Here is a 23,594-nt window from a genome sequence, read left to right as displayed (position 1 = left end):
TAGGAGGTGCTTCTATGAAACGTGCAGTGATTGTTGGCTGCGGCAATATCGCCGCAGTCCATGCTGCCGTACTGACTGCTCAAAAAGATACAGAGCTTGTCGGTGTGGCAGATATTCATTTTGAGAAAGCACAGGACTATGCCGAAAGATTTCATACAAAGCCATATGCCTCACTAGAGGAAATGATTGAAAAAGAGCAGCCTGATGTGCTTCATGTTTGTACGCCGCATTATCTTCATGTACCTATGACACAGTATGCACTAGAACGCGGCATAAATGTGTTTATGGAAAAACCACCGGCAATCACATTGGCGCAGCTGGATCAGTTAAAGCAGGCAGTTTATGCGTCAAAGGCAAAGCTGGGATTATGTTATCAGAATCGCTACAATCCAAGCTATCGCGCAGCAAAAGAATTTATTGCATCAGGCGCGGCAGGAAAGGTGTTAGGCGCACGTGGACTTGTCACTTGGAATCGTCCGGCACCATATTATACGCAGAGTGAGTGGAGAGGAAAGCTCGCAACAGAGGGCGGCGGTGTATTGATTAATCAGGCTGTACATACATTAGATCTTCTTTCTGATTTATTAGGAAAGCCAGATTGGATCGATGCTTCACTTTCAAATCATCATTTAAAAGGGCTTATCGAGGTTGAAGATACGCTGGAGGCATATATTAGATTTGGTGAAAAAGTTGCATGTTTTTATGCAACGAATGCATATTGTGCAGATGTTCCGCCGTTAATTGAGATTTCTTGCGAGAAGGTAACAGTTCGCATTGAGGATTTGGATGTTTCTTATCGTTATCCGGATGGAACAATTACAAAGCCAGACGTGGAGCGCCCTGTTCCAATTGGAAAAAGTTACTGGGGAAGCGGTCATACAGCATGTATTGGTGATTTTTATAAGGCATTGGAAAATAATACCGACTTTGCGTTGGAGCTTCCAGTGTTAGAAAATAGTATTCGTTTGATGCTTGGTGCATATGAGTCAGCGCGTGAGCATCATGTTGTGGAATTTTCGTAACTATTCAGAGTTATGTAAAATTACTTGCTGTGAATGTAGTTTTGAATAGTTAAGTTTTGTGACTAAGAAGGAGAAAACATGAGAAAAATACTTTCAAACTGTCCAGTCAGCTGTTTTGCTGATGAGATCAGTGTATCACTTGACAGACAGATTCAGGTATTAAATGAGCTTGGAATTAAATTTGTGGAGTTTAGAAGTGCTGATGGCACTGGCGTAGCAGATTTTACCGATGAGCAGGCAAAGGAAGCAAAAAAACGTCTTGACGCTGCTGGAATCCGTGTATCCGCAGTTGGTTCTCCAATTGGAAAAATTGGCATTGAGGATGATTTTGAAGCTCATATGAAAAAGCTGCAGCGTATTGAGCGCATAGCTGATATCTTTGAGACACCATATATTCGTATGTTCAGTTTTTATCTGCCAGAAAATGCCGATCCGAAGGATTCTCGTGACGCAGTTATGAAACGTATGGATCGCATGGTGCAGGAGGCAAAGGCTAGTCGTCTTGTATTGCTGCATGAAAATGAGAAAGGTATTTATGGTGACAACGCAACACGCTGTCTTGATCTGATGAAAGAATTTTATGGAGATCATTTTAAAGCGACCTTTGATTTTGCAAATTTCATTCAATGCGGACAAAATACAGCAGATGCTTACGAAATGTTAAAGCCATATATTGAGTATGTTCACGTAAAAGATGCACGTATGGCAGACGGAGAGGTTGTTCCGCCAGGAACAGGAGATGGCCAGTTAGCCGCAATCTTTGACAAACTTGACCAGTCCGGCTACAAGGGCTATTTGAGTCTTGAACCGCATCTGGCAAACTTTGCAGGATTAGGAAGTCTTGAAAAGGATGCCGCAGTGCGTGCTGAAAATGATACTGAGAAGGCATTCTGCATTGCATACCGTGCACTAGAAGGACTTCTTGGAAAATAATTAAACTTGTAAACCCTATAAACCTATAAACCTAGATAAGATTCCGAGACAGCTGTGGCAACGCAGGTGTTTTCGGAATCTTTTACTGAATGAAAAATTATCTTAACGAAAGCAGAAAGAACAGGATAAAATAAAGGCAGTTAGAGTATTACATGAACGAGAGAAAAGGCGGAAAAATAATGAAAACAATTGAAGCGTTTTTTCAGAGGTTGAAGATACAGTAAAATCTCACTTAAAGAGTAACGTTTTACTATAAAAACCTTTCTAAAAATAAAGAAAAAGAGAGACATTTTGATAGCAATGATGTATAATCGCGGTAGACACAATTTGATTCTTAGAGTCAATAAATATACATAATCAGACCGTGTCAAGCTGTTGTATAAGTAAAAATATACAACAGCTAAAAATAAGAATCTCTAATGTTGAAAGGAAAAAATGATATGGATATTTATGTTGATGTCCGTGCAGGACGTGATGGAAATGGAAGCAAGGAAATGCCATTTCGCCGTATTAATGAGGCAGCAAAGGTCGCAAAACCAGGTGATACAGTGCTTGTAGCACCTGGTGTATATCGTGAGTATGTGGATCCTATTTTTGCAGGAGAGCCAGATGCACGCATTACATATAAGAGTACAGAGCCATTAGCAGCAGTTATTACAGGAGCAGAGCGTATCACCAGTTGGAAGCATTATCAGGATAATGTATGGGTGTGCCGAGTGCCAAACAGTACCTTTGGTGCATATAATCCGTATACTACATTTGTATATGGCGATTGGTATTTTGCCAAGGCAGACAAGCATACTGGATGTGTTTATTTAAATGACAGAGCATTGTATGAGACATCTTCGCTTGAGGATTGTATTAAGGGCGAAGTTTATGAGTGCAGCTGGGTTCCAGAGGAATCTGTTTACAAGTGGTATACAGAACAGGATCAGGAAACAGATGAGACTATTATTTATGCGAATTTTAAGGGAGCAGATCCGAACAAGGAAAATGTGGAAATTAATGTAAGACGTGAGTGCTTTATGCCGTCAAAGACAGGTGTTGGCTATATTACAGTAAGCGGGTTTACTGTGACAAAGGCTGCAACAACATGGGCACCGCCTGCTGCATATCAGGATGGAATGATTGGACCACATTGGAGCAAGGGTTGGATCATCGAGGACTGCGAGATCTCAAACAGCAAGTGTGCAGGAATTTCGCTTGGCAAATATCTTGATCCAGAGAATGACCATTACTTTACTACAAAATATGTAAAGAGCCCGACACAGATGGAGCGTGATGCTGTATGTCGTGGTCAGTATCATGGCTGGCTGAAAGAAAAAGTTGGAAGCCATATCATTCGCCGAAACAACATTCATCATTGCGAGCAGGGCGGAATCATAGGCCGTATGGGTGGTGTGTTTAGTATTATTGAGGATAACCATATTCATCATATCAACAACATGATGGAGTTAGGCGGTGCTGAGATTGCTGGAATTAAGATGCATGCTGCAATCGATGTGACAATGCGCCGCAATCACATTCATCATTGTACAATGGGTATTTGGTGTGACTGGGAAGCACAGGGAACAAGACTGAGCCAGAACCTGCTGCATGATAATCAGCGTCCGCCGTTTGCGTCTGTATTAAAGGGCGGCATGATGTCACAGGATATTTTTGTTGAAGTTGGACATGGCCCGACATTGATTGATAATAACATTATGCTTTCCGATGCAAGTCTTCGTTTTGCAACAGAGGGTGTAGCACTTGTCCACAATTTGATCTGTGGTGCACTTACTTGTGTGGGCGGAGGAACAGGACCGCGTTATACACCGTATCATATGCCGCATCGTACTGAGGTAATGGGCTTTATGACCGTACTTCATGGTGATGATCGTTTCTATAATAATATCTTTGTACAGAAATGGCCATCAGATGATATTATAACGATGCACGATTCAGATGATGGATTTGACACAGAAAATCGTGCAGCAGGTACCTGGATGTTTGATGAGTATCCGACATATGATGAGTGGATTTCTCAGTTTGATTTTAGTAAGCCTGCTGATATGGCAAAACTTTATGGCGCACACGAAGGAAAGTTGCCAGTATGGATTGAAGGCAACGCTTATCTTGGTGGTGCAAAGCCAAGTAAGAAGGATGTCAATGCTCTGATATCAGCTGTCGCACGTGAGGATGTGCGCGTAGAGCTTGTTCAGAAAGAGGACGGTTATTATCTGGATACAAACGTGTACGAACTGATCGAAGGCTTTAAAAATAGAATGATTGATTCAGATGTGCTCGGAAAGGCATTTGAGCCAGAGGAACGCTTTGAAAATCCTGATGGAACAGCAATCCGATTTGACAGTGACTATTTTGGAACGCATCGTGGTGTCGATGTCATCCCAGGACCGTTTGCGGGGGCCGAAGAAGCGGCGAAAGTGCTTTATTGATTGACAACCCGGGAGATGGTGCAACCCGCAAGTTTTACGAGGGGCACTTCGATGAGTGACTTTGTCGACGGGCCCAATTCCGCGGGCGCCTGTTACATTTTTTATTATCATACTGTATTTTGAAAGCCCCGCTACAATGTCCCGTCTCGTAAAGCACATCATCTCAGCGCCGTTTATGTAACGAAGGTGCAAACTGAACGGTTTTGACTCATTAAAAGGAATCTATAAACGGTAGTAAATCAAGCAAATAAATTTAACAGGAGTCTGCCCTTTGCGGCAGGCTCTTTTCATGCTATAATATAAACAACTGACTATACAAAAGGAGACGTTGTATGACACAAACAATTTTAAAAAAGAATGGTAAAAGCAATAAGACAACACTAAGCAAGGTATTAGGAAAGTCTGGGAACAAAAAGCCGTCAAAAGCACCAGCATCCAAACCAGTCAAAAAGCCAACGGCACCAAAGATGCCGGGAGAATGGCTGTACTTAAACAAAGAAGAGCTGTCTCTTCGCAAAATCTATGAACTGTTTGAGGAAAAGCAGACTGCTGAATATTGGGAGGCTGCTGGCGTATTGGAAATTTCATTACCAGAGAGTGGCACACTGGATATGGAAGATTTAGAGGGCACGCTTGGCGATGAAGAAGGTGATGCATATCTGAAGGAAAATGAGATTCATGCAGTAGCTGCTGTTACGATTCGCCCGGAGGACTATGAGAAAGCAAAAGAGGTGATGCTGTATATAATCGAGAAGCTTGGCGGGTACTTCTGTGGCGATACAGCGGATTTTACGCCTGTTGTGGCAGCAAAGAAGAATTGATTCGTATTAATTTGTTTGCGTAATCTTAAGGAGAAAAGATAAGACTTGTGGGAAAATATCTGTCCTATTGCAATGGGGCAGATATTTTTTAAAAACCGGGTTGACAAGTGTATACCACTATGCTATTATAGGGTTGACACAAGTAAACCGGAATAAACTACAGAAGGGAGTAGAAAATGGCAAAGCATATTGTTTTATCTGACGGTGAATGGAAACTGATGAAACTTTTGTGGGAGAATTATCCGATGACACTCGGAGATATGGTAGAAGCGATGCAGGATGATACGGCATGGAGCAAAGGAACGATTTTTACAATGCTTCGCCGAATGAACACGAAGGGTGTTATTCGTATGGATGATAGCGGAAGGTATCAGCAGTATTATCCAGTATTACAGAAAGAAGAAGCAGAGCAGGCTGAGACGCGCAGCTTTTTGGAACGTGTATATGATGGCAGCGTGGGAATGATGTTGTCAGCAATGGCACATGATCGGAAGTTATCGAAATCCGAGATTGATGAGCTGTATAAGATCATTCAGGAGGCTAGAGAGGAGGGAAAATGACAGACTGGATCATTGGCTCCTGTGTTCTGATCGTGGCGGTCTTTGCAATCCGCAAAGTATTTGGAACGAGAATTAGTAGTCGGTTTCGATATGCACTCTGGGCAGTTGTGATGGTTCGTTTGATTTGTCCGGCGGCATTTTGGAATAATCAGCAGTTGACGCAGAATATTACAAAGGTATCCGAGCAGCTATTTCAAAGTGTAACCCAGCAAAGAAATGAGTTAGATAAGGCAGATTCAAATGCAGAATTCGGAATGGAAAATGGACAGGATACAGGCAATACAAACAGAGCTGGTATAGAAGATACGAATAGTGCAGATCGTACCCCAAATAACGATACCGATAACGTGAAGAATCAAAGTATCAATATCGGACAGCAAAATGGACAGGTAATCAGTCAGGCAGAAAATATCGACAAGAACGGTTTTTATCAGACAGGGAAGGAGGCATTACCACAACTCGAAGAATACACACAATCAAAAAATAGCAATTCTAATGTATTTCACCGTATAATAGCGCAACTAATAAGTATGGTTCCAGCCATCTGGCTTTGCGGCAGTATTGTCGTAGGACTTTGGTTTATCGGAATCAATCTTCGCTTCCGTCACATGTTAATGCGAAGCAGAAAACAAATAGATAACAGCGAAAAGCCACCGATTTATCAGGTAAAGGGATTATCCTCTCCGTGTTTGTTTGGGGTGATTCATCCGGCGATTTATCTGAAAGAGGAGACAAACTTGCAGGATGATCAGCTTTTGATGATTCTTCAGCATGAGAGGTGCCATTACCAGCACAAAGATCATATCTGGTCTGTGATGAGAAGTCTTTGTATGATTATTTGGTGGTGGAATCCACTAGTGTGGGCCGCAGCAGTAGCATCCAAAAGAGACTGTGAAATGGCGTGTGATGAAGGCACACTGGAAACAATTGGGTGGGAAAATAAATTTTTGTATGCAAAGACATTAGTTGATGCTGTGTCGGATAAAAAAACTTTTGGTATGACAGCGGCATCAACAATGGTATCAGGAAAATCTGATACAGAAAGGAGACTGCGTATGATGCTAAACAAAAAGAAAACAAAAATGGCAAGCGTGGTACTTGCGGCGGGACTTATGTTAAATGCAGCAGCATTGTGTTTCGGAGGAGAAAGTACGGCACAAAGTCAGAGTGAAACGCAGATAAATCAAGCAGGTCAGACAGATCAGACCACACTTCCGGTGCTTTCAGCAGTGGATGTGTATGAGCAGATACCAATAACGGATGGCGTGGAGGAGTTTTGTGAGACATTTGGGCTGCTTGATAAAGAATATGTTGCGCAGATTACGCCGGAATGGATGAAGGATAGTGGTATTGCACTGTTTCGTGATGCGTTGAATGAACGAGTATACATAACCTGGCAGGATCAGCTGATAGCAGTTCCACAGCTGGCTCAGGGAAAACTTACAACCGTATCGGATGTAAAAGTATTAAGTGTGGCTGCGGCAGATCTGGATGAAGATGGCGTTTATGAAGTCTATTTCACCGCAAGAGTGTATATTGGAGGAAGCAGCACGCACACAAATATGATCGGTATGGCAAAACTTACAGATGGGTCATTTAGCTGGGATTTTGGTGTAGATGATCAGATGAACAATAAATCCAATGTGCTGATGCTGACACAGAATGAAAATGGCGAGCTTGTTTGGAGTGAGGCACAATATAAAAAGACAAGTGATAGCAATCTTCGTGAGTCAACTGATAAGGGACCGGGGGCATTTTCACTGACACAAACAGATGAGAAAAATGAGCAGATGATTACTTTGATAGAAGGATATCTGACAGGTCAGTTTGCAACAGGCACAGCATCAGAATACCTGCTTAGCCCAGTTTTTGGTCAGTCAACAGATCTTGATAACTTGAACTGGCTGATTCCACAGGGCAGACTTCGCTGGGGAATGACGTTAGATGAATTGAAGGTATGGTATGGAGATACACTTGAAATTGTTTCGAAGGAAGACGATATAACGACTGTACAGATTTCAGATGCATATATTTTGGGGTGCAATGCAGCGATCACTGCGACAGTGGACAAAAAAGCAGGTGTGACCAAACTTCAGTATGAATTTGCAAAGGAAGATAAAGATGTTGTTGTCGCCAATGCAAATAAAGGATTGTTGACAAATCAGACAGTCAGTGCGGCAGAGGGCATAAACGTAATCTATAACTGTGTAGGAATATCGCCCGCAAATTTGGAACTCGATTCCCAGAAGCGTTTTCGTGAAATCTGCGAGCAGCGGGGCACCTGGTCTGATACCGAAGAAATGCGATACGATGCCAAAGTAAGAGGACAGCTGGCGGTAACAGAGGATGCCTGCGAGTTGTCATTTGAGGCAGAACCAGAAATGGCAATTTTATATCGAGAGCTTTTAACTGCGGCAAGCAGCGAAATGAGTGGAATAAGAACTCAGTGGCAGCAACTGGACAAAGAAAATTTGACATTTTCGTGGACTCCAAGCCTTGAAACAACCAATGATTCAAAATGGGTTATGCTTGAAGGAGATAACGCAAATCAGCTTTCTACAATGGCACAGGCACTTCTTGGAGTGGCACAGCCGTATCTATTTGGTGGATTTTCGGAAAAGCTTATAAGTAGTGCGGCATATGCATTGGATGCGCTTAAACAGAGTGAGGACGATGTAATTTGCAGAATTACAGATAGTGATGGAAATCGTGATGCTGTATTTCTTATAAATGAGAATGGAAGTGGATATTGTTTTGTAGCAGTATCCGATGATATCATTGCACAGGTTGGACTATTCTCATTTACACCATGTGACACTGGAAAGGAATTATATCGAAGGATGTGGGAAGAAATCAATAAGTACGATACGATCGTTGCGCAGTGAGTGTGATTTAAATCAGTGATGAGACGAGCACTTTTCCCTGAGATGATCGTTAGCATGGATTCGACGTTACGTAAATGGGGGCGAGGCGAATGTGATTTACGAGGCGGAACGTTGAAGCGAGCTGCTCAAAATAATGTATGATAAAAAGGTACATAGTGGGCATCGCTGAACAGTGACGCCGACAAACACTTCGCCGAGTCACCCTTCGTAAGCCTACCGGGTTGTATTACTGTTCACAAAATCTTCACAAAAAAACTCTTGCATTTTTGAGTTTGTGGTGTTATATTACATACCGAACAAAGGAAATGACCAGACAGGTCAGTTTCTTAACAAAACCTCTTGTCGAAGGCTGCTAAGGAATCAGATTTTTGGAGGAAAAGACAAAATGAATACTTTAAAAGCTGAAAAACGAAGCATGGACATCAAAGCAAAGAAGCTTAGAAGAGAGGGATACGTTGTAGGCAACGTGTTCGGAAAGAAAATTGAAGGTTCTATCCCAGTAAAGTTTCAGAAACTGGAGTTAGAGAAATTCTTAAAGAAAGCACATAAAGGAAGTCAGATCATGCTTGATGTTGAGGGAACTCAGTATGATGCACTGATCAAGGACGTCGCATATAACCCTGTTGCAGGAAGAATTGATGAGATTGATTTTCAGGCACTTGTAAGCACAGAAAAAGTTCATTCTGTTGTTGAGGTTGTCTTAGAGAATCATGACAAGATTGCAGAAGGTGTACTTCAGGAGAGCCTTGAAGAGATTGCCTATAAGGCATTGCCGGCAGATCTGGTTGATGAGGTCAGAGTTGATGTTGGCGACATGAAGATTGGCGATGTTATTCGTGTAAAGGATCTTCCAATTTATGAAGATAAGAAGATTACTATTATGACAGATCCAGATGCGGTTGTAGTAGCATTAAATGCAGCACACAATGCAGCAGTACCTGAGCCAGAGACAGCAGAAACTGAAGAAGAGCCAAAGAAGGACGAATAATCTGGAGAAAATTATAAGTGAACAATTAAATGATTCGAAAAAAGGAATGGTCACGAAAATGACCATTCCTTTTTTGCACAAAAAAATATGAAAATTTATTACGAAGCAGTTTTTGTTTCAATTTGTGCCGGCTGCTGAACCAAAAATCCAGCCAGAATCTGGCGTATTACAGTATGGAGATAAGGAAGATATTCTTCAACTGATACTGGCTGGCCATACAAAATACAGCTGTAACATGTAGAACCAACGAGTTCGATAATTGTAAAGAGCATTAGCTCAGGCTCTGGACAGACATATGAATTTTTTTTCATCTGTTCAAATATATAATCATAAAACTGTAAAGACTCATCTGGCAGTGTATTTTCAAAAGCTGTTTTAAAAATCCCCCATGATAAATTCTTGGAAATAAAGGTTAAAAGACCGTGATCATCATTCAGGCGGCCGATGATGTAGTCGGCAACTGCGATAATCTGGTCTTCAAAGCTATTAAACTTCTGATCCAGCAGTGCATGGTGAGCATCTGCAAACAGCTGCCCTGCTTTGTGGGCAATCAGCTTATCCCTCAAATCATATTTATCCTTAAAATATAAATAGAAAGTTCCCTTTGCAAGGCCGGCATCTGAAACGATATCAGAGATAGTCGTCTTTGCAAAGCCCTTATCGCGAAACAAATCAAAGGCCGTCTGCAGCAAAGCGTTTTTCTTTTGTTTCTTATTGATATCCACTTTTCCCATACGAGAACCCCTCCTGTAATACTTGTAATTTATCCTAAACTATTATTATATCAAGATATTAAGTAATAGTAAAGGTGTAAATGTTTAAAAACTTGAATCTTAGAGTTATTATCTTACAAAACTGACTAAAAGTCAATTATTAAAAACTGACCAAAATTCATTTTATTACCATATATTTTTCGGATACTTTTAATATTGACCAAAAGTCAGTTTCTGCATATAATGCGTAGTGTGAAAAAAAGATAGGAGATGGTTGCTATGGTTAAAGTAGGAAAATGGATTGCAAAACATAAATATCTGATCATATTGATCAGCATTTTGCTTATGATTCCTTCCGTGATCGGTATGGCAAAGACAAGAGTCAACTATGATATCTTAAGTTATCTGCCAGACACGCTTGAGACAATCAAGGGCCAGGATATTATGGTTGATGAATACGGAATGGGCGCGTTTTCCATGGTCGTCGTGGAAAACATGGAACTAAAGGATGTGCAAAAGCTAGAAGATGCATACAGCGAGATTGATCACGTTAAGGATGTTCTTTGGTATGATGATGTTGCTGATTTAAGTCTTCCAGTCGAGATGATTCCAAAGGATCTGCGAGAGGCGTTCTTTAAAGGTGATGCGACCATGATGCTTGTGCTGTTTGACAACACGACATCATCTGATGAAGCTATGGAAGCACTTACCGAAATGAGAAAGATCAGCAATGATCAGTGCTTCTTAAGCGGTATGACTGGTATTGTTACCGATATTAAGAACCTGGCATTAAGCGAGATGCCGGCATACGTTGTGATTGCCGCAATTCTTTGCTTCATTGTATTGCAGCTGTTTACTGATTCATTTTTAGTTCCGTTGTTCTTCTTATTAAGTATCGGAATATCTATTCTCTACAACATGGGAACGAATGTATTCCTTGGAGAGATTTCCTATATTACACAGGCACTTGTAGCTGTTCTTCAGCTCGGTGTTACAATGGATTATTCCATTTTCCTTCTTAGCAGCTATGAGGAAAATAAAGAACGTTTCCCAGATGATAGGGAGCGTGCGATGGGTCATGCAATCGCCAATACCTTTAAGTCTATCGTGGGAAGCTCTGTTACAACAATTGCTGGTTTTGCCGCACTTTGTTTTATGACATTCGCACTTGGCCGCGATCTTGGTATTGTCAGTGCAAAAGGAGTTGTAATCGGTGTTATCTGCTGTGTAACTGTTCTTCCGGCTATGATTCTTATTTTCGATAAGTCGATTGAAAAAACAAAGCATAAGCCGCTCATTAAGAGCATGGATAGATTGTCAGGCTTCATTACAAAGCATTATAAGATTTGGCTTGTTATCTTCCTTGTTCTTTTAGCTCCGGCAATTTATGGAAACAGCAATACAAAGATTTATTACAACATTGCAAAATCTCTTCCATCTACACTTGAGAGCAATGTGGCAAATGAAAAGCTTGAAGAAGACTTTGATATGAGTGTTCTTCACATGGTTATGATGGATAAGAACATGGACGCAAAGGATAAGCGCGATATGTTAAATGCCATCGATGAGGTGGACGGTGTTAAGTGGACGATCAGCTTAAATTCCTTAGTTGGTGCAACTATTCCTGATTCTATGATTCCAAAGGATATCAAGAGTATGCTGCAAAGTGATAATTGGGAGCTTGCATTTGTATGCTCAAAGTATCAGTCAGCGACAGAAGAAGTTAACAGTCAGATTGCCCAGATCAATGACATTGTAAAGGGTTATGATGAAAATGCAATGGTAATCGGTGAAGCTCCTATGATGAAGGACCTTGAGGATGTAACAAATATCGACCTTCAAAGTGTTAACACAGTATCAATGGCAGCGATTTTCATTATTATCATGATTATCTTTAAATCAATTTCACTGCCAATTATTCTGGTAGCAGTAATCGAATTTGCGATAGCAGTCAATATGGCAGTGCCGTTCTATCAAAACATCAGTCTTCCGTTTGTTGCCTCTATCGTTGTCGGAACTATTCAATTAGGTGCGACAGTAGATTATGCAATCCTGATGACGAGCCGTTATCAGAAAGAGAGAAGCAGAGGAAAGAATAAAAAGGAAGCTGTAAGTGCAGCACATAAGGCAAGCCTTGAATCCATTATAACGAGTGGTCTTAGCTTCTTCGCAGCAACATTTGGTGTATCAGCTTATTCAAAGGTTGATATGATTGGTTCCATCTGTACACTTCTTTCAAGAGGTGCATTAATCAGTGTTGTCGTTGTAGCACTTGTTTTGCCGGCAATGTTCCTGATTTTTGATAAGGTAATTTGTAAGACATCAATTAACTTTCTTGGAAAGAAATAAAAAGTAAAGTAACTGGCGTGCACAAGCGTGCAATTCTGATTTAGAAATGAGAATGAGGGTGTTATATTATGAATAGAAATCATATGCTGAAAAGAAAAATGACAGCCGGACTTGCAGTCGGCATGGCAGTAGCAGTAGGAAGTGTTCCAATGGCAATGGCTGCTAACACAGCAAATACAAAGGATTCATCAAGCAGTGTATCAAAAGAGGAAACCGTCTATGTAAATGCAGATGCATCTGGAAATCCACAGCAGATCACAGTATCTAACTGGTTAAAGAATGCAGGCAGTGAAAGCAACGTTGAAGATCAGTCTGATCTGACAAATATAAAGAATGTAAAAGGTGATGAGACTTTTAGTGAAAATGGTGACAGCCTGACATGGAATACAGATGGCAGCGATATTTATTATCAGGGTCAGAGCAATAAGGATCTTCCGGTATCTGTAAAGTTTACATACTTATTAGATGGACAAGAGATGCAGCCGCAGGATCTTGTCGGCAAGAGCGGTCATCTTCAGATCAAGATTCAGTATACTAACAACGAGAAGAAGAGTGCAAAGGTAGATGGAAAGAATGAGACCATCTACAGTCCATTTGTAATGCTGACTGCAATGATACTTCCAGATGATACATTCTCTAATGTCACCATCGACAACGGAAAGGTAATTTCCGATGGAAGCAGAAATATTGTTGTGGGTGTCGGAATGCCTGGTCTTAAGGATAGCTTAAAGCTTGACACGATTGATCTTTCTGCAGATGATGACGATAAGAACAGTGAAGACAAAACGCTCGATATTGACATTCCAGACAGCGTATCGATTGAAGCTGATGTAACAGATTTTTCAATGAGTTCTTCTCTTACAGTTGCATTGTCTGATCTGTTAAAGGATATTGATTTTGATGATGACAGTGCATTAGATGACATCAAGGATGCACTTGATAATCTTACAGATGCAGCAACACAGCTTGTTGATGGAACCTCTGATCTGTATGATGGTGTGGAGGAACTTGACGAGAAGTATGGCGAGTTTGATGATGGTGTTAAGGAATTAAGAGATGGCACACATGATCTTTCGGATGGCGTTGGTGATCTGACAGATGGTGTAAATACACTAGCAGATGGTGCAAAGCAGTTGCAAAGCGGAGCAGGTGACCTTGCAAGCGGAGCAAAGACGCTTGACGATGGAGTTGGAAAGCTTCAGAGTGGTTCTAAGGATCTTGTAAGTGGTGTGAGTCAGCTTGCAAGTGGTGCAACTTCACTTCAAAGTGGAGCAGGTCAGTTACAGAGCGGTGCAGGACAGTTACAAAGCGGAGCAGCACAGTTACAGAGTGGTGCAGGTACATTACAGAGTGGAATCAATGATTATACATCTGGTGTCGATCTGTTAAATGCAGGTATTCAGGCAAATCTGTCAAGTGACAGTGAATTAAACACAAAGGTTTCTCAGTTTGCCCAAGGAATCAATACATTGGCAGCTGGTGTTAACAGCTACACAGCAGGAACAGATTCTTTAGCAGATGGCGTAAGTGCATATGTTGCAGGTGAACAGCAGCTTTCACAGGGTGCACAGGCACTGACTCAGATTCAGGGTGCGTTAAGCACACTTACTGCAGCACTTGATGGAGAGGGAGAGACGACAGAGGATCTTGTCGCAGCATCAAATGCACTGGCACAGGGAACAGAATCCTTAAAGGCTTCCTTAGGAACTGACGAGACTAAACAGTTAATGACTCTGTTAGACAGCATGTTGAAAACTGGAAATGAGCTGATCACAGAAGCAAGTGGATTATCTAGTGTTATGAAAGAGCAAATCGTAGCACCAGTTCAGGGCATGATGGAAAATGCTGAATATTTGATGAATCAGATCACGGCAGTACAGAGCTACGCTGTTGAGTTAGCAAAAACAGCAGCAACGGCAAAGGATACGATTAATGCGCAGATCGCTAATGCAAACAATGAATTATCAAGCGCTGCACAGGGACTGGCTGACAGTGTAAATAATGCAGCAAATGCGCAGATAAACAATGCAAATGCGCAGATCGCCAACGCAAATGCACAGATTGACAGCGCAAGAGCAGTTCTTCAGCAGCAGCTTGACGCAGCAAATGCAGCAGGAAATACTGAGCTGGCAGCATCGTTACAGACAGCAATTAATAGCCTTGGAAATGTAAGTGGAGTAGAGGCGGTAAATGTTGACGCACCAGCATATACTCCAGTACAAGGAATTGATGGAATAACGCTTCCAACATTGAATGCGGATTTGGAAGGTATGGCAGCGAAGGTAGAGAGCATTAAGAATACCTTTGATACTCTTCAGACAACTGTTACAGGTTTAATTACCTCACTTACAGATGTACAGACAAAGATCGACAGTATTACTTCTATGAAGGATCAGATTCCGGCAGCAGATGTCACTGCGCTTAGCACGGGTGTTGATTTACTTGACTCTAATATGCAAGATTTCAATGCAGCAATGGGTAATCTTTCAACACAAGTTGCTACATTAAACACGCAGGCTTCGGCAGGTATCAAACAGCTATTAGATGGTTTTGCACAGCTTGATGCAAACAACGACACACTTACAGGTGGTGCAGCACAGTTAAAGGCAAACAGTGCATCTCTTACAAGCGGCGCAGCAGCACTCCAGACTGGAGCAGGACAGCTGATCGAAGGATTAAATCAGTTAAGCACACAGATGATGGCAGGAGCAGGACAGCTTGCAGCAAACAGTCAGACATTACGTGATGGTGCAGCAACCTTAAAGGGCGGCATCGACAGTGCAAAGAACGGAATTGACACCTTAAAGAGCGGAACTGACACTTTAAAGGGCGGAACCGATACCTTAAAGACAGGTGCAGATACCTTAAAGAGTGGTGCTGGTACGTTACAAAATGGAATTAACACATTAAAGTCTGGTACAAGTGCACTTAGCAGTGGTGCTGATACATTGAAGTCTGGAACTAATGATTTGAGAAAGGGAACACTTGACTTAAAGAGTGGTGCACAGACGTTAGCAGATGGCGTTAGTGATCTTAAGGATGGTGCAGACACATTATCAGATGCAAGTGATGATGTAGTAGATGGAATCAGCGATCTTAAGGATGGCGCAGAGGATTTAAAGGACGGTATGCAGGAGTTTTATGATGAAGGAATCAGCAAGATCAAGGATCTGGCTGATGAGAATCTGACAGTAATTCTTGACCGCTTAAAGGCTCTGACCTCAGATGAGATTTCATATGATACCTACAGCGGCAGAAGCGACAGCATGAATGGTTCTGTTAAATTCATCATTGAGACTGACGAGATTGAATAATTAAAAAACACCATGTACTGTAATGAGCACATGGTGTCTGAAAAAAATAATACATTTGGATCAGCGAAGACTTTCTAATACATTTTCGTGAATCCGTTCTGAGAGCTGTCTATAAAGGCAGCTCTCTTCTTTTGTAAAGTCGCGCATGCAGGTGCATTCAAAATCATTAATTGCAGCTTTCAGATCATCAAGCACTGGCGTTGCTGTCTCAAGCAAGCAAACTGAAAAATGCTGTATCGGAAGAGGCTGAATAAAACCACGCATCGAAAGATGAGAGAGCGACAAAGAAAGAATATGGAGTGGGAGCTGTGCATAATTGGCGAGCTCTTTTTTTGTTGTAAATGGAATTGGATTTTCCAAAGCAAGTAAAAGGCAGGCATCATTTAGTGTCAAATCATGCTTAATAGCAGCAGATTCAAGATAACGATACAAAAGCATTTTGCTGCGGTAGGCATCAATAAAAATGCCATGTCCGTTTAATGCCTGTGGAGATACACTTGTGCGTTCACTTCCTAATTTTTTTGATCCAGGAAGAATTGAAGGCATTACAAATCCATCCTTTGCTGAGTCAATCAAAAAATGGTAGATTCTCAGTCGGTTTTTCTCATAATATGCTTCATCAAATGTGTGTTTATAAAAATTATTATAATACTCAAAAATTTCAAGCTTCATCTTAACAGTATTGGAGATCGTTACACTCTGACTCACAAGAGAACCCTTTGTTTTGACATAGTAATAGATCGGAACCTTCAATGCAATAAAACGCTCAGCATATCTTATATACTCCAGATTAAACATAAAATCTTCACACCAGTTAATCTGTGCGTTCATGCGAAGCTCATGCTTTTCAATAATGTCGCGGCGATACAGCTTATTCCAAATCACACCATAATAAAAGTCGGCAGGATTTTCCATCATATGGTGGGAAAATTCTTCTTTTGAAAGTACGGCATCCTCATCAATATCACCTTTTTGAGAAACACGCTCCCCATTGACACGATAAAAATCTGCGATTACAAGATCGCAGTTGTTTTTCTCAGCAGTGCGCACAAGAAGCTTTGTAGCATCTGGTGTAATCCAGTCGTCACTGTCTAAAAATTGTATGTATTTTCCGTGAGCCAGATCAAGAGCTGTATTTCTTGTATCAGATACGCCGCTGTTATTTTTGTGAATGACGTGGACACGGTTATCAAGGGCGGCATATTCATCACATATCGCACCAGAATCATCGGTGCTTCCATCGTCAACAAGAAAAAGTTCATAATCAGTAAAATCTTGATTTAAAATGCTGTCTGCGCAGCGTCGAAGTGTCTTTGCAGAGTTGTATACAGGCACGATAATACTAACTTTAACAGACATAAAGCTAATCCATCCTTTCTATTTCCTGAAAAATAAGTATTTGGTTTGCGTGTACAAATCAACTTTTTATATTCTTATTTTACCAGAACTATTTTTGAAATGCTATGATGATTTTCTTAAATTTCTTACATTTTACGCTTTTTTGTAAATTGTAATTAACTGGCAATTTGGTAAACTGGTAACAGCTCATGAGTAAAAAGCATCTGCTTTGAGATATTCTTGCAGAGAGCTGAACTTGTGAACTGCAATGGAAAGAAAGAGCAGAGGATGGATATGACAGGAACAATCATAGGAACAGGTGCATGCGCTGCATCACATGTAATGGAAAATGATGATCTGGCACAGTTTGTTGATACAAGCGATGCATGGATCACAGAGCGCACCGGAATAAAAAGACGTCATATTGCAGAAAATGAGACGGTTTCCTCTTTAGCAGTTTGTGCAGCAAAAAGGGCACTTTTGGATGCAGAAATTTTAGCTGATGAGATTGGTCTGATCATTGTGTCCACTATGACACCAGAGAGTATCATGCCAAGTACAGCATGTCTTGTGCAGGCAGCAATAGGTGCTTCTAATGCATTATGTTTTGATCTGAACGCAGCATGCAGCGGTTTTGTGAGTGCATTTGTCACGGCGCGTACATATCTTGAAAGCAAAATTGTACGCTATGCACTTGTCATCGGAAGCGAGGTGCTTTCCAATGTAGTGGATTGGCAAGACAGGGGAAGCTGTATATTATTCGGTGATGGCGCCGGTGCAGTTATATTAGAAGCATCAAAAAATGATTCATGGGTTCCTGTTCTTCATGCTGATGGAAGACAGTCACAGGCACTTACCTTAAAGAGTCGTCATGATGCAAATTGGCTGTTTGAAAAGGAGCATCCAGACTTGTTTAAGCGCGACTACTTTATAAGCATGGATGGCAGAGCTATTTTTCAGTTTGCCGTGCGCAAGGTGCCAGAAGTAATTGACGAACTTCTAGAGAACAACAATCTGAAAAAAGAAGAGATTGCATATTATCTTCTTCATCAGGCAAATCGCCGCATTGTAGAGGCAGTGGCAAAGCGTATGGATCAGCCAATTGAAAAATTTCCAATGAATTTGGATGAATATGGAAATACCTCATCAGCATCAATCCCGATTCTTCTTGATGAAATGAATCAAAAAAAGCTGCTTCATGACGGTGATAAAATTATCATTGCAGGCTTTGGCGGAGGCTTAACCTGGGGAGCAGATGTGATTACTTGGAGAAAGAAGTAAGAACGATCAAAGCAGAAACCGCAAAAAACGGTAAAACAATAATTTATTATAAAGGAGAAATGAAAATGTTTGAAGAAATTAAGACTATCGTAGCAGAAAACTTAGGTGTAGAGGAAGACAGCATTACAATGGAGTCCTCTTTCAAGGATGATTTAAAGGCAGATTCTCTTGATTTATTTGAGATGGTAATGGCACTTGAGGAAAACTATGGAATTGAAATTCCAACTGATGATCTGGGTCAGCTTGAGACTGTTGCTGATGTAATCGATTATATTCAGAGTCATAAAGAGTAAATAATATGATACCAGGGTCAAAAGGTATTTTGCCCCCAACTGATACCAACGAATTGCTCCGTTGCTATGCAACTTTCGCAATTCTAAAAGCATTCGGATTCGCTGATTTTCCTTGAAAATCGCTGTATCCTCATGTTTTTGTAGGTCCCAAGCTCAAAAACCTAATCGTGCAAGCACGAACGGCTTTTGGAGCTTTTGACCTTGGTATCATAACTACGATCATGAAACAAGAGCATATTCATGATTATAAATGAGAAACGAGAAAAGGCAGGAAAAAAGGATGCAGACAGAATTAACCAGATTGCTTGGAATCCAGGCACCAATCATTCAAGGCGGAATGGCATGGGTGGCGGAACATACGCTTGCAGCAGCAGTATCAAATGCAGGCGGACTTGGTATTATCGGTGCCGCAAATGCACCGGCTGAGTGGGTCAGAGAACAGATTCGCCTGACAAAGCAGCTGACAGATAAGCCGTTTGGCGTCAATGTCATGCTGATGAGTCCTTATGCGCCAGAGATTGCACAGGTAGTTGCAGAGGAGGGCGTAAGTGTTGTTACGACAGGTGCAGGAAATCCAGAGAGTTATATGGCACTTTGGAAATCAAAGGGCATTAAGGTGATTCCAGTCGTTGCATCCGTTGCTTTAGCAAAAAGAATGGAGCGAGCAGGAGCCGATGCTGTTGTTGCAGAAGGATGTGAATCAGGTGGTCATATTGGTGAGAGTACGACAATGACACTTGTTCCGCAGGTAGTTGACGCATTGAATATTCCAGTTATTGCGGCAGGCGGAATAGCAGACGGCAGAGGCCTTGCAGCAGCTTTTATGCTTGGGGCATGCGGTGTACAGATGGGAACTCGTTTTGTTGCGACAAAGGAGTGCTGGGCACATCAAAATTATAAGGATAAGATTTTAAAAGCAAAGGATATTGATACGAAAGTAACAGGCAGAAGCACTGGTCATCCAGTCAGAGCACTTAGAAATGAAATGACAAAGCAGTATCTTGATCTGGAAAAGAAAGGTGCAACATTAGAGGAACTTGAGTATCTGACGTTAGGTGGTCTTAGAAAGGCTGTTGTAGAAGGCGATGTGAAAAATGGAAGTGTCATGTCTGGTCAGATTGCAGGAATGATCAAAGAGGAGTTAACTTGCAGGGAGGTCATTGAAAACATTGTGGCTGAGGCGGCAAAGCTTCTTGAGAAAGGGGCATGTTATGAGTAAGCTTGCATTTATTTTTCCAGGACAGGGTGCGCAGAAAGCTGGAATGGGAAAAGATTTCTATGAAAACAGTGAAGCTGCAAGATCATTTTTTGATCAAGCACAAAAAATTCTTGACTTCGATTTGAAGGAAATGTGTTTTGGTGAGCACGAAGAACTTAACTTGACAGAGTACACACAGCCATGTATGGTAAGCGTTTGCCTTGCAATTGTGCAGGAACTAAAAAAACGCGGCATTAATCCTGACATCACAGCAGGCTTAAGCCTTGGAGAGTATGCAGCAGTTGCAGCAGCAGGCGGCATGAACGAGCTAGATGCTATAAAGTTAGTGCGACGCAGAGGAATTTTGATGCAGAGCACTGTTCCAACCGGTGAAGGCGCAATGGCAGCTGTTTTAGGATTAGATGCAAAAAAAATAGAAGAAATTCTTGAAAGCTTTGAAAATGTATGGATCGCAAATTATAACTGTCCTGGTCAGATAGTAATAACTGGTCTGACTAATGAGGTGCAGCAGGCATCTTTAGCATTAAAAGAGGCAGGTGCAAAGCGTGTTGTGGAGCTTAAAGTCAGTGGACCATTTCATTCCCTGCTTTTAAAACCAGCAGGAGAAGCGCTGCTTAAGGAGATGGAATCAATGTCATTTTCACCGTTGCAGGTTCCTTATGTTGCAAATGCGACTGCCGAAATAGTGACAGACAGTAAAAAGATCAGTACATTTTTTGCAAAAGGAATTTATTCTTCTGTTCGCTGGCAGCAAAGTATCGAAACAATGCTTGAAAACGGTGTGGATACTTTTGTTGAGATAGGACCTGGAAAGACACTTGCAGGTTTTATGAGAAAGATTGCACCAAAGGCAACTGTATATAATGTATCCTCTTTCGAGGATGCCATAGCACTTGAAAAATGTCTGTCAAAGGCGTGAGGTGAAGTATGTTAGAAGAAAAAATTGCAGTCGTAACAGGGGCATCCCGCGGAATCGGAAGAGCCATTGCAAAGGAGCTTGCGCTTAAAGGAGCATTTGTAATTGTTAATTACAATGGCTCAAAACAGGCAGCTGATGAGACAGTAAATGAGATTACACAGGCAGGCGGCAAGGCTGTAGGTGTGCAGTGCAATGTGGCAGATGCAGCCGAGTGCGAAGCTTTTATAAATAATATCATTAGCGAATATGGTCGAATTGATATTTTAGTCAACAATGCAGGAATCGTGCGTGACAATCTTTTGATGCGTATATCAGAGAAGGATTTTGACGCAGTCATTGATACAAACTTAAAGGGAACTTTTCATACGATGCGTCTCGTGGCGCGTCCAATGCTTCGCCAAAGAAGCGGAAGAATTATTAATATTTCTTCAGTGGTTGGTATTTTTGGAAATGCAGGACAGGCAAATTATGCGGCATCAAAGGCAGGTGTTATAGGTCTTACGAAATCAGCATCAAAGGAACTTGCATCGCGCGGCATCACCGTAAATGCTGTAGCACCAGGTTTTATTGAAACTGATATGACGCAGAAATTAAGCGAGCAGGTAAGAAATCAGATTCTTAGCCAGATTCCGGCAGGCACATTTGGAAAGCCAGAGCATGTGGCAAAAACAGTGGCCTTTCTGGCGTCAGATGATGCGTCATACATTACCGGTCAGATCATTCAGGTCGATGGCGGAATGTAATCTATAATAACATAGCAGAAAGGCAAGGATAATTGATGAAAAGAAGAGTAGTTGTGACAGGCTTGGGCGCTGTGACTCCAATTGGAAATACAGTAGAGGAGTTCTGGAAGGGAATCCGCGATGGAAAGGTAGGAATCGGACCTATCACTCGTTTTGATACGACTGGTTATAAAGTTACGCTTGCTGCCGAGGTAAAGGATTTTAAGGCAGCAGATCGTATGGATTTTAAGGCAGCAAAGAGAATGGATCGCTTTTCACACTATGCTGTGGCAGCATCAAAAGAAGCACTTGAGGATTCAGGTCTTGATCTGTCAAAAGAGGATGCATTTCGCGCAGGCGTTGTGATAGGTTCAGGAATTGGTTCTCTTGAGATGATGGAATCAGAGCATGAAAAGATTTTAAAGGGACAGGTGAACCGTGTCAATCCGCTTATGGTTCCTAGAATGATTTCAAACATGGCAGCAGGAAATGTTTCAATTCAGCTTGGACTTCGCGGAAAGTGCACGAATGTCGTAACAGCTTGTGCATCTGGTACACACTGCATTGGAGATGCATTTCGTGCAATTCAGTATGATGATGCTGATATTATGTTTGCAGGCGGTGCAGAGAGCAGTATCTGTCCGACAGGAATTGCAGGATTTCAGTCACTGACTGCTCTTTCAACATCAGATGATCCGCTGTACGCATCAATTCCGTTTGATAAAAACAGAAAAGGCTTTGTTTTAGGAGAGGGTGCAGGTATAGTTGTTCTTGAGGAGCTTGAACATGCTAAAGCGCGCGGTGCTCATATCTATGCAGAGGTAGTAGGCTATGGAGCTACAGCAGACGCATTCCATATCACTTCACCATGCGAAGATGGAAGCGGTGCAGCTAAGGCAATGGAGCTTGCCATGACAGAGGCAAAGGCTGCTCCAGAAGAAATCACATATATCAATGCACATGGAACTGGAACGCATCACAATGATCTTTTTGAGACGCGTGCAATTAAGTTGGCATTTGGAGAGGCAGCAAAAAATGTCTGCATCAATTCAACAAAATCCATGACAGGTCATTTGCTTGGAGCAGCAGGAGGCGTCGAGTTTGTTGTATGTGCAAAGTCTGTTGAGGAAGGCTACATTCATCAGACGATGGGCACAAAAGAGACTGACGAGGAATGTGATCTTGACTACACAATTGGGGCGCCTAAGGAAAAAGATGTTGTCTATGCGATGAGCAATTCACTTGGATTTGGCGGCCATAATGCTTCAATTTTAATAAAGAAATACGAAAATGCGTAAAGGTGGTAAAAGTCATATGGAATTGGACGATCTTTTAAAGCTGATCGATCACGTATCAAAGTCAAAGCTGGATGATTTTTGCTACGAGACAGGAGAGATAAAGCTTCGCCTAAAGAAAAATGCAGCAAAGGAAATCGTTGTGCAGCAGAAAGAAGTAAAAAACGCAGCGTCAGAATTTGCCATTGTTCAAAATTGCGAAGATGCTGTGGGTGCAGATACCTCAAAAAAATCAGATGAAGCATCATCTGACAAATATATTGATTCTCCTCTTGTTGGTATCTTTTATACGGCACCGGGAGAAGGAGAAGCACCGTTTGTATCAGTAGGTGACCGCGTAAAGAAGGGTCAGACGCTTGGCATTGTAGAGGCAATGAAGCTGATGCATGAGATTACCTGCGAACAAAATGGTATTGTAAAAGAAATCTGTGCACAAAACGGTGATGCTGTCGAGTACGGTCAGAAGCTGTTTATTATAGAAGAAGCTTAAGCTAAAAATTGGAGAAT

Annotated in this window: 18 protein-coding genes; 16 read left to right on the top strand and 2 right to left on the bottom strand. The window is 41.6% G+C overall.

The window, feature by feature from the left end; genetic code table 11:
- The first annotated feature begins 14 nt into the window (after positions 1–14).
- From LKD48_RS01245 to LKD48_RS01215, 7 genes are all read left to right on the top strand, one after another.
- Positions 15–1,022, top strand: coding sequence for a Gfo/Idh/MocA family protein (locus tag LKD48_RS01245; RefSeq protein WP_308730919.1), 1,008 nt, complete (start codon positions 15–17; stop codon positions 1,020–1,022).
- Between the two features lie 78 nt (positions 1,023–1,100).
- Positions 1,101–1,955 carry a sugar phosphate isomerase/epimerase family protein gene (locus tag LKD48_RS01240; protein WP_308730918.1) on the top strand — a complete coding sequence of 285 codons (855 nt, stop codon included), beginning with the start codon at positions 1,101–1,103 and terminating at the stop codon, positions 1,953–1,955.
- A 440-nt stretch (positions 1,956–2,395) separates the two neighbouring features.
- On the top strand, positions 2,396–4,390 hold the full coding sequence (locus tag LKD48_RS01235; RefSeq protein WP_308730917.1) for a right-handed parallel beta-helix repeat-containing protein: 1,995 nt from the start codon (positions 2,396–2,398) through the stop codon (positions 4,388–4,390).
- Positions 4,391–4,722: 332 nt separating this feature from the next.
- Complete coding sequence (locus LKD48_RS01230; protein WP_082868723.1) at positions 4,723–5,211, top strand: hypothetical protein; 489 nt, start codon at positions 4,723–4,725, stop codon at positions 5,209–5,211.
- A gap of 176 nt (positions 5,212–5,387) precedes the next feature.
- The gene (locus LKD48_RS01225; RefSeq protein WP_066563762.1) at positions 5,388–5,771 is read left to right on the top strand and encodes a BlaI/MecI/CopY family transcriptional regulator; all 384 of its coding nucleotides are present in this window, start codon (positions 5,388–5,390) and stop codon (positions 5,769–5,771) included.
- Positions 5,768–8,656, top strand: a complete 2,889-nt coding sequence (locus LKD48_RS01220; RefSeq protein ID WP_308730916.1) for a M56 family metallopeptidase — start codon at positions 5,768–5,770, stop codon at positions 8,654–8,656. The genes LKD48_RS01225 and LKD48_RS01220 overlap by 4 nt, the downstream gene beginning before the upstream one ends.
- A 385-nt stretch (positions 8,657–9,041) precedes the next feature.
- Positions 9,042–9,644 (top strand): 50S ribosomal protein L25, encoded by a 603-nt coding sequence (locus LKD48_RS01215; protein WP_308730915.1) that lies wholly within the window; start codon positions 9,042–9,044, stop codon positions 9,642–9,644.
- A gap of 98 nt (positions 9,645–9,742) precedes the next feature.
- Here LKD48_RS01215 and LKD48_RS01210 read toward each other — a convergent pair whose 3' ends face one another.
- Positions 9,743–10,378 (bottom strand): TetR/AcrR family transcriptional regulator, encoded by a 636-nt coding sequence (locus tag LKD48_RS01210; protein WP_066563746.1) that lies wholly within the window; start codon positions 10,376–10,378, stop codon positions 9,743–9,745.
- A gap of 258 nt (positions 10,379–10,636) precedes the next feature.
- Here LKD48_RS01210 and LKD48_RS01205 point away from each other — a divergent pair, with 258 nt between their 5' ends.
- Positions 10,637–12,706: an efflux RND transporter permease subunit gene (locus tag LKD48_RS01205; protein ID WP_308730914.1), complete on the top strand. Its 2,070-nt coding sequence runs from the start codon at positions 10,637–10,639 to the stop codon at positions 12,704–12,706.
- Positions 12,707–12,774: 68 nt separating this feature from the next.
- A complete protein-coding gene (locus tag LKD48_RS01200; protein WP_308730913.1) occupies positions 12,775–16,020 on the top strand; it encodes a hypothetical protein in 3,246 nt (1,081 codons plus the stop codon).
- A gap of 60 nt (positions 16,021–16,080) precedes the next feature.
- On the opposite strand, the gene LKD48_RS01195 is transcribed toward LKD48_RS01200, so the two are convergent.
- On the bottom strand, positions 16,081–17,379 hold the full coding sequence (locus LKD48_RS01195; protein WP_308730912.1) for a glycosyltransferase family 2 protein: 1,299 nt from the start codon (positions 17,377–17,379) through the stop codon (positions 16,081–16,083).
- Positions 17,380–17,652: 273 nt separating this feature from the next.
- Between LKD48_RS01195 and LKD48_RS01190 the strand changes: the two genes are divergently transcribed.
- The 7 genes from LKD48_RS01190 (at position 17,653) to accB (ending at position 23,577) form a co-directional block, all read left to right on the top strand.
- Complete coding sequence (locus LKD48_RS01190; protein ID WP_308730958.1) at positions 17,653–18,639, top strand: beta-ketoacyl-ACP synthase III; 987 nt, start codon at positions 17,653–17,655, stop codon at positions 18,637–18,639.
- A gap of 65 nt (positions 18,640–18,704) precedes the next feature.
- Positions 18,705–18,932, top strand: a complete 228-nt coding sequence (gene acpP / locus LKD48_RS01185) for an acyl carrier protein (RefSeq protein ID WP_066563736.1) — start codon at positions 18,705–18,707, stop codon at positions 18,930–18,932.
- Between the two features lie 280 nt (positions 18,933–19,212).
- Complete coding sequence (fabK, locus tag LKD48_RS01180; RefSeq protein WP_066563734.1) at positions 19,213–20,151, top strand: enoyl-[acyl-carrier-protein] reductase FabK; 939 nt, start codon at positions 19,213–19,215, stop codon at positions 20,149–20,151.
- Positions 20,144–21,070: an ACP S-malonyltransferase gene (gene fabD, locus LKD48_RS01175; RefSeq protein WP_308730911.1), complete on the top strand. Its 927-nt coding sequence runs from the start codon at positions 20,144–20,146 to the stop codon at positions 21,068–21,070. The genes fabK and fabD overlap by 8 nt, the downstream gene beginning before the upstream one ends.
- 8 nt (positions 21,071–21,078) lie before the next feature.
- A complete protein-coding gene (gene fabG, locus LKD48_RS01170; protein ID WP_308730910.1) occupies positions 21,079–21,813 on the top strand; it encodes a 3-oxoacyl-[acyl-carrier-protein] reductase in 735 nt (244 codons plus the stop codon).
- Between the two features lie 35 nt (positions 21,814–21,848).
- Positions 21,849–23,090, top strand: a complete 1,242-nt coding sequence (gene fabF / locus LKD48_RS01165) for a beta-ketoacyl-ACP synthase II (RefSeq protein ID WP_308730909.1) — start codon at positions 21,849–21,851, stop codon at positions 23,088–23,090.
- A 16-nt stretch (positions 23,091–23,106) separates the two neighbouring features.
- Positions 23,107–23,577 carry an acetyl-CoA carboxylase biotin carboxyl carrier protein gene (gene accB, locus LKD48_RS01160; protein ID WP_227100233.1) on the top strand — a complete coding sequence of 157 codons (471 nt, stop codon included), beginning with the start codon at positions 23,107–23,109 and terminating at the stop codon, positions 23,575–23,577.
- Positions 23,578–23,594: the final 17 nt, after the last annotated feature.

It is taken from the genome of Anthropogastromicrobium aceti, assembly GCF_020687335.1.
GTDB lineage: Bacteria > Bacillota > Clostridia > Lachnospirales > Lachnospiraceae > Anthropogastromicrobium > Anthropogastromicrobium aceti.
This window is presented reverse-complemented; position numbering and strand designations above follow the sequence as displayed.

Coding starts and splice junctions, on each gene's coding strand:
- LKD48_RS01220 (WP_308730916.1), top strand. CDS start 5,768: ATGACAGACTGGATCATTGGCTCCTGTGTTCTGATCGTGGCGGTCTTT.
- LKD48_RS01190 (WP_308730958.1), top strand. CDS start 17,653: ATGACAGGAACAATCATAGGAACAGGTGCATGCGCTGCATCACATGTA.
- fabD (WP_308730911.1), top strand. CDS start 20,144: ATGAGTAAGCTTGCATTTATTTTTCCAGGACAGGGTGCGCAGAAAGCT.
- LKD48_RS01240 (WP_308730918.1), top strand. CDS start 1,101: ATGAGAAAAATACTTTCAAACTGTCCAGTCAGCTGTTTTGCTGATGAG.
- LKD48_RS01225 (WP_066563762.1), top strand. CDS start 5,388: ATGGCAAAGCATATTGTTTTATCTGACGGTGAATGGAAACTGATGAAA.
- LKD48_RS01200 (WP_308730913.1), top strand. CDS start 12,775: ATGAATAGAAATCATATGCTGAAAAGAAAAATGACAGCCGGACTTGCA.
- fabK (WP_066563734.1), top strand. CDS start 19,213: ATGCAGACAGAATTAACCAGATTGCTTGGAATCCAGGCACCAATCATT.
- acpP (WP_066563736.1), top strand. CDS start 18,705: ATGTTTGAAGAAATTAAGACTATCGTAGCAGAAAACTTAGGTGTAGAG.
- accB (WP_227100233.1), top strand. CDS start 23,107: ATGGAATTGGACGATCTTTTAAAGCTGATCGATCACGTATCAAAGTCA.
- LKD48_RS01215 (WP_308730915.1), top strand. CDS start 9,042: ATGAATACTTTAAAAGCTGAAAAACGAAGCATGGACATCAAAGCAAAG.
- LKD48_RS01205 (WP_308730914.1), top strand. CDS start 10,637: ATGGTTAAAGTAGGAAAATGGATTGCAAAACATAAATATCTGATCATA.
- LKD48_RS01235 (WP_308730917.1), top strand. CDS start 2,396: ATGGATATTTATGTTGATGTCCGTGCAGGACGTGATGGAAATGGAAGC.
- LKD48_RS01245 (WP_308730919.1), top strand. CDS start 15: ATGAAACGTGCAGTGATTGTTGGCTGCGGCAATATCGCCGCAGTCCAT.
- LKD48_RS01210 (WP_066563746.1), bottom strand. CDS start 10,378: ATGGGAAAAGTGGATATCAATAAGAAACAAAAGAAAAACGCTTTGCTG.
- fabG (WP_308730910.1), top strand. CDS start 21,079: ATGTTAGAAGAAAAAATTGCAGTCGTAACAGGGGCATCCCGCGGAATC.
- fabF (WP_308730909.1), top strand. CDS start 21,849: ATGAAAAGAAGAGTAGTTGTGACAGGCTTGGGCGCTGTGACTCCAATT.
- LKD48_RS01195 (WP_308730912.1), bottom strand. CDS start 17,379: ATGTCTGTTAAAGTTAGTATTATCGTGCCTGTATACAACTCTGCAAAG.
- LKD48_RS01230 (WP_082868723.1), top strand. CDS start 4,723: ATGACACAAACAATTTTAAAAAAGAATGGTAAAAGCAATAAGACAACA.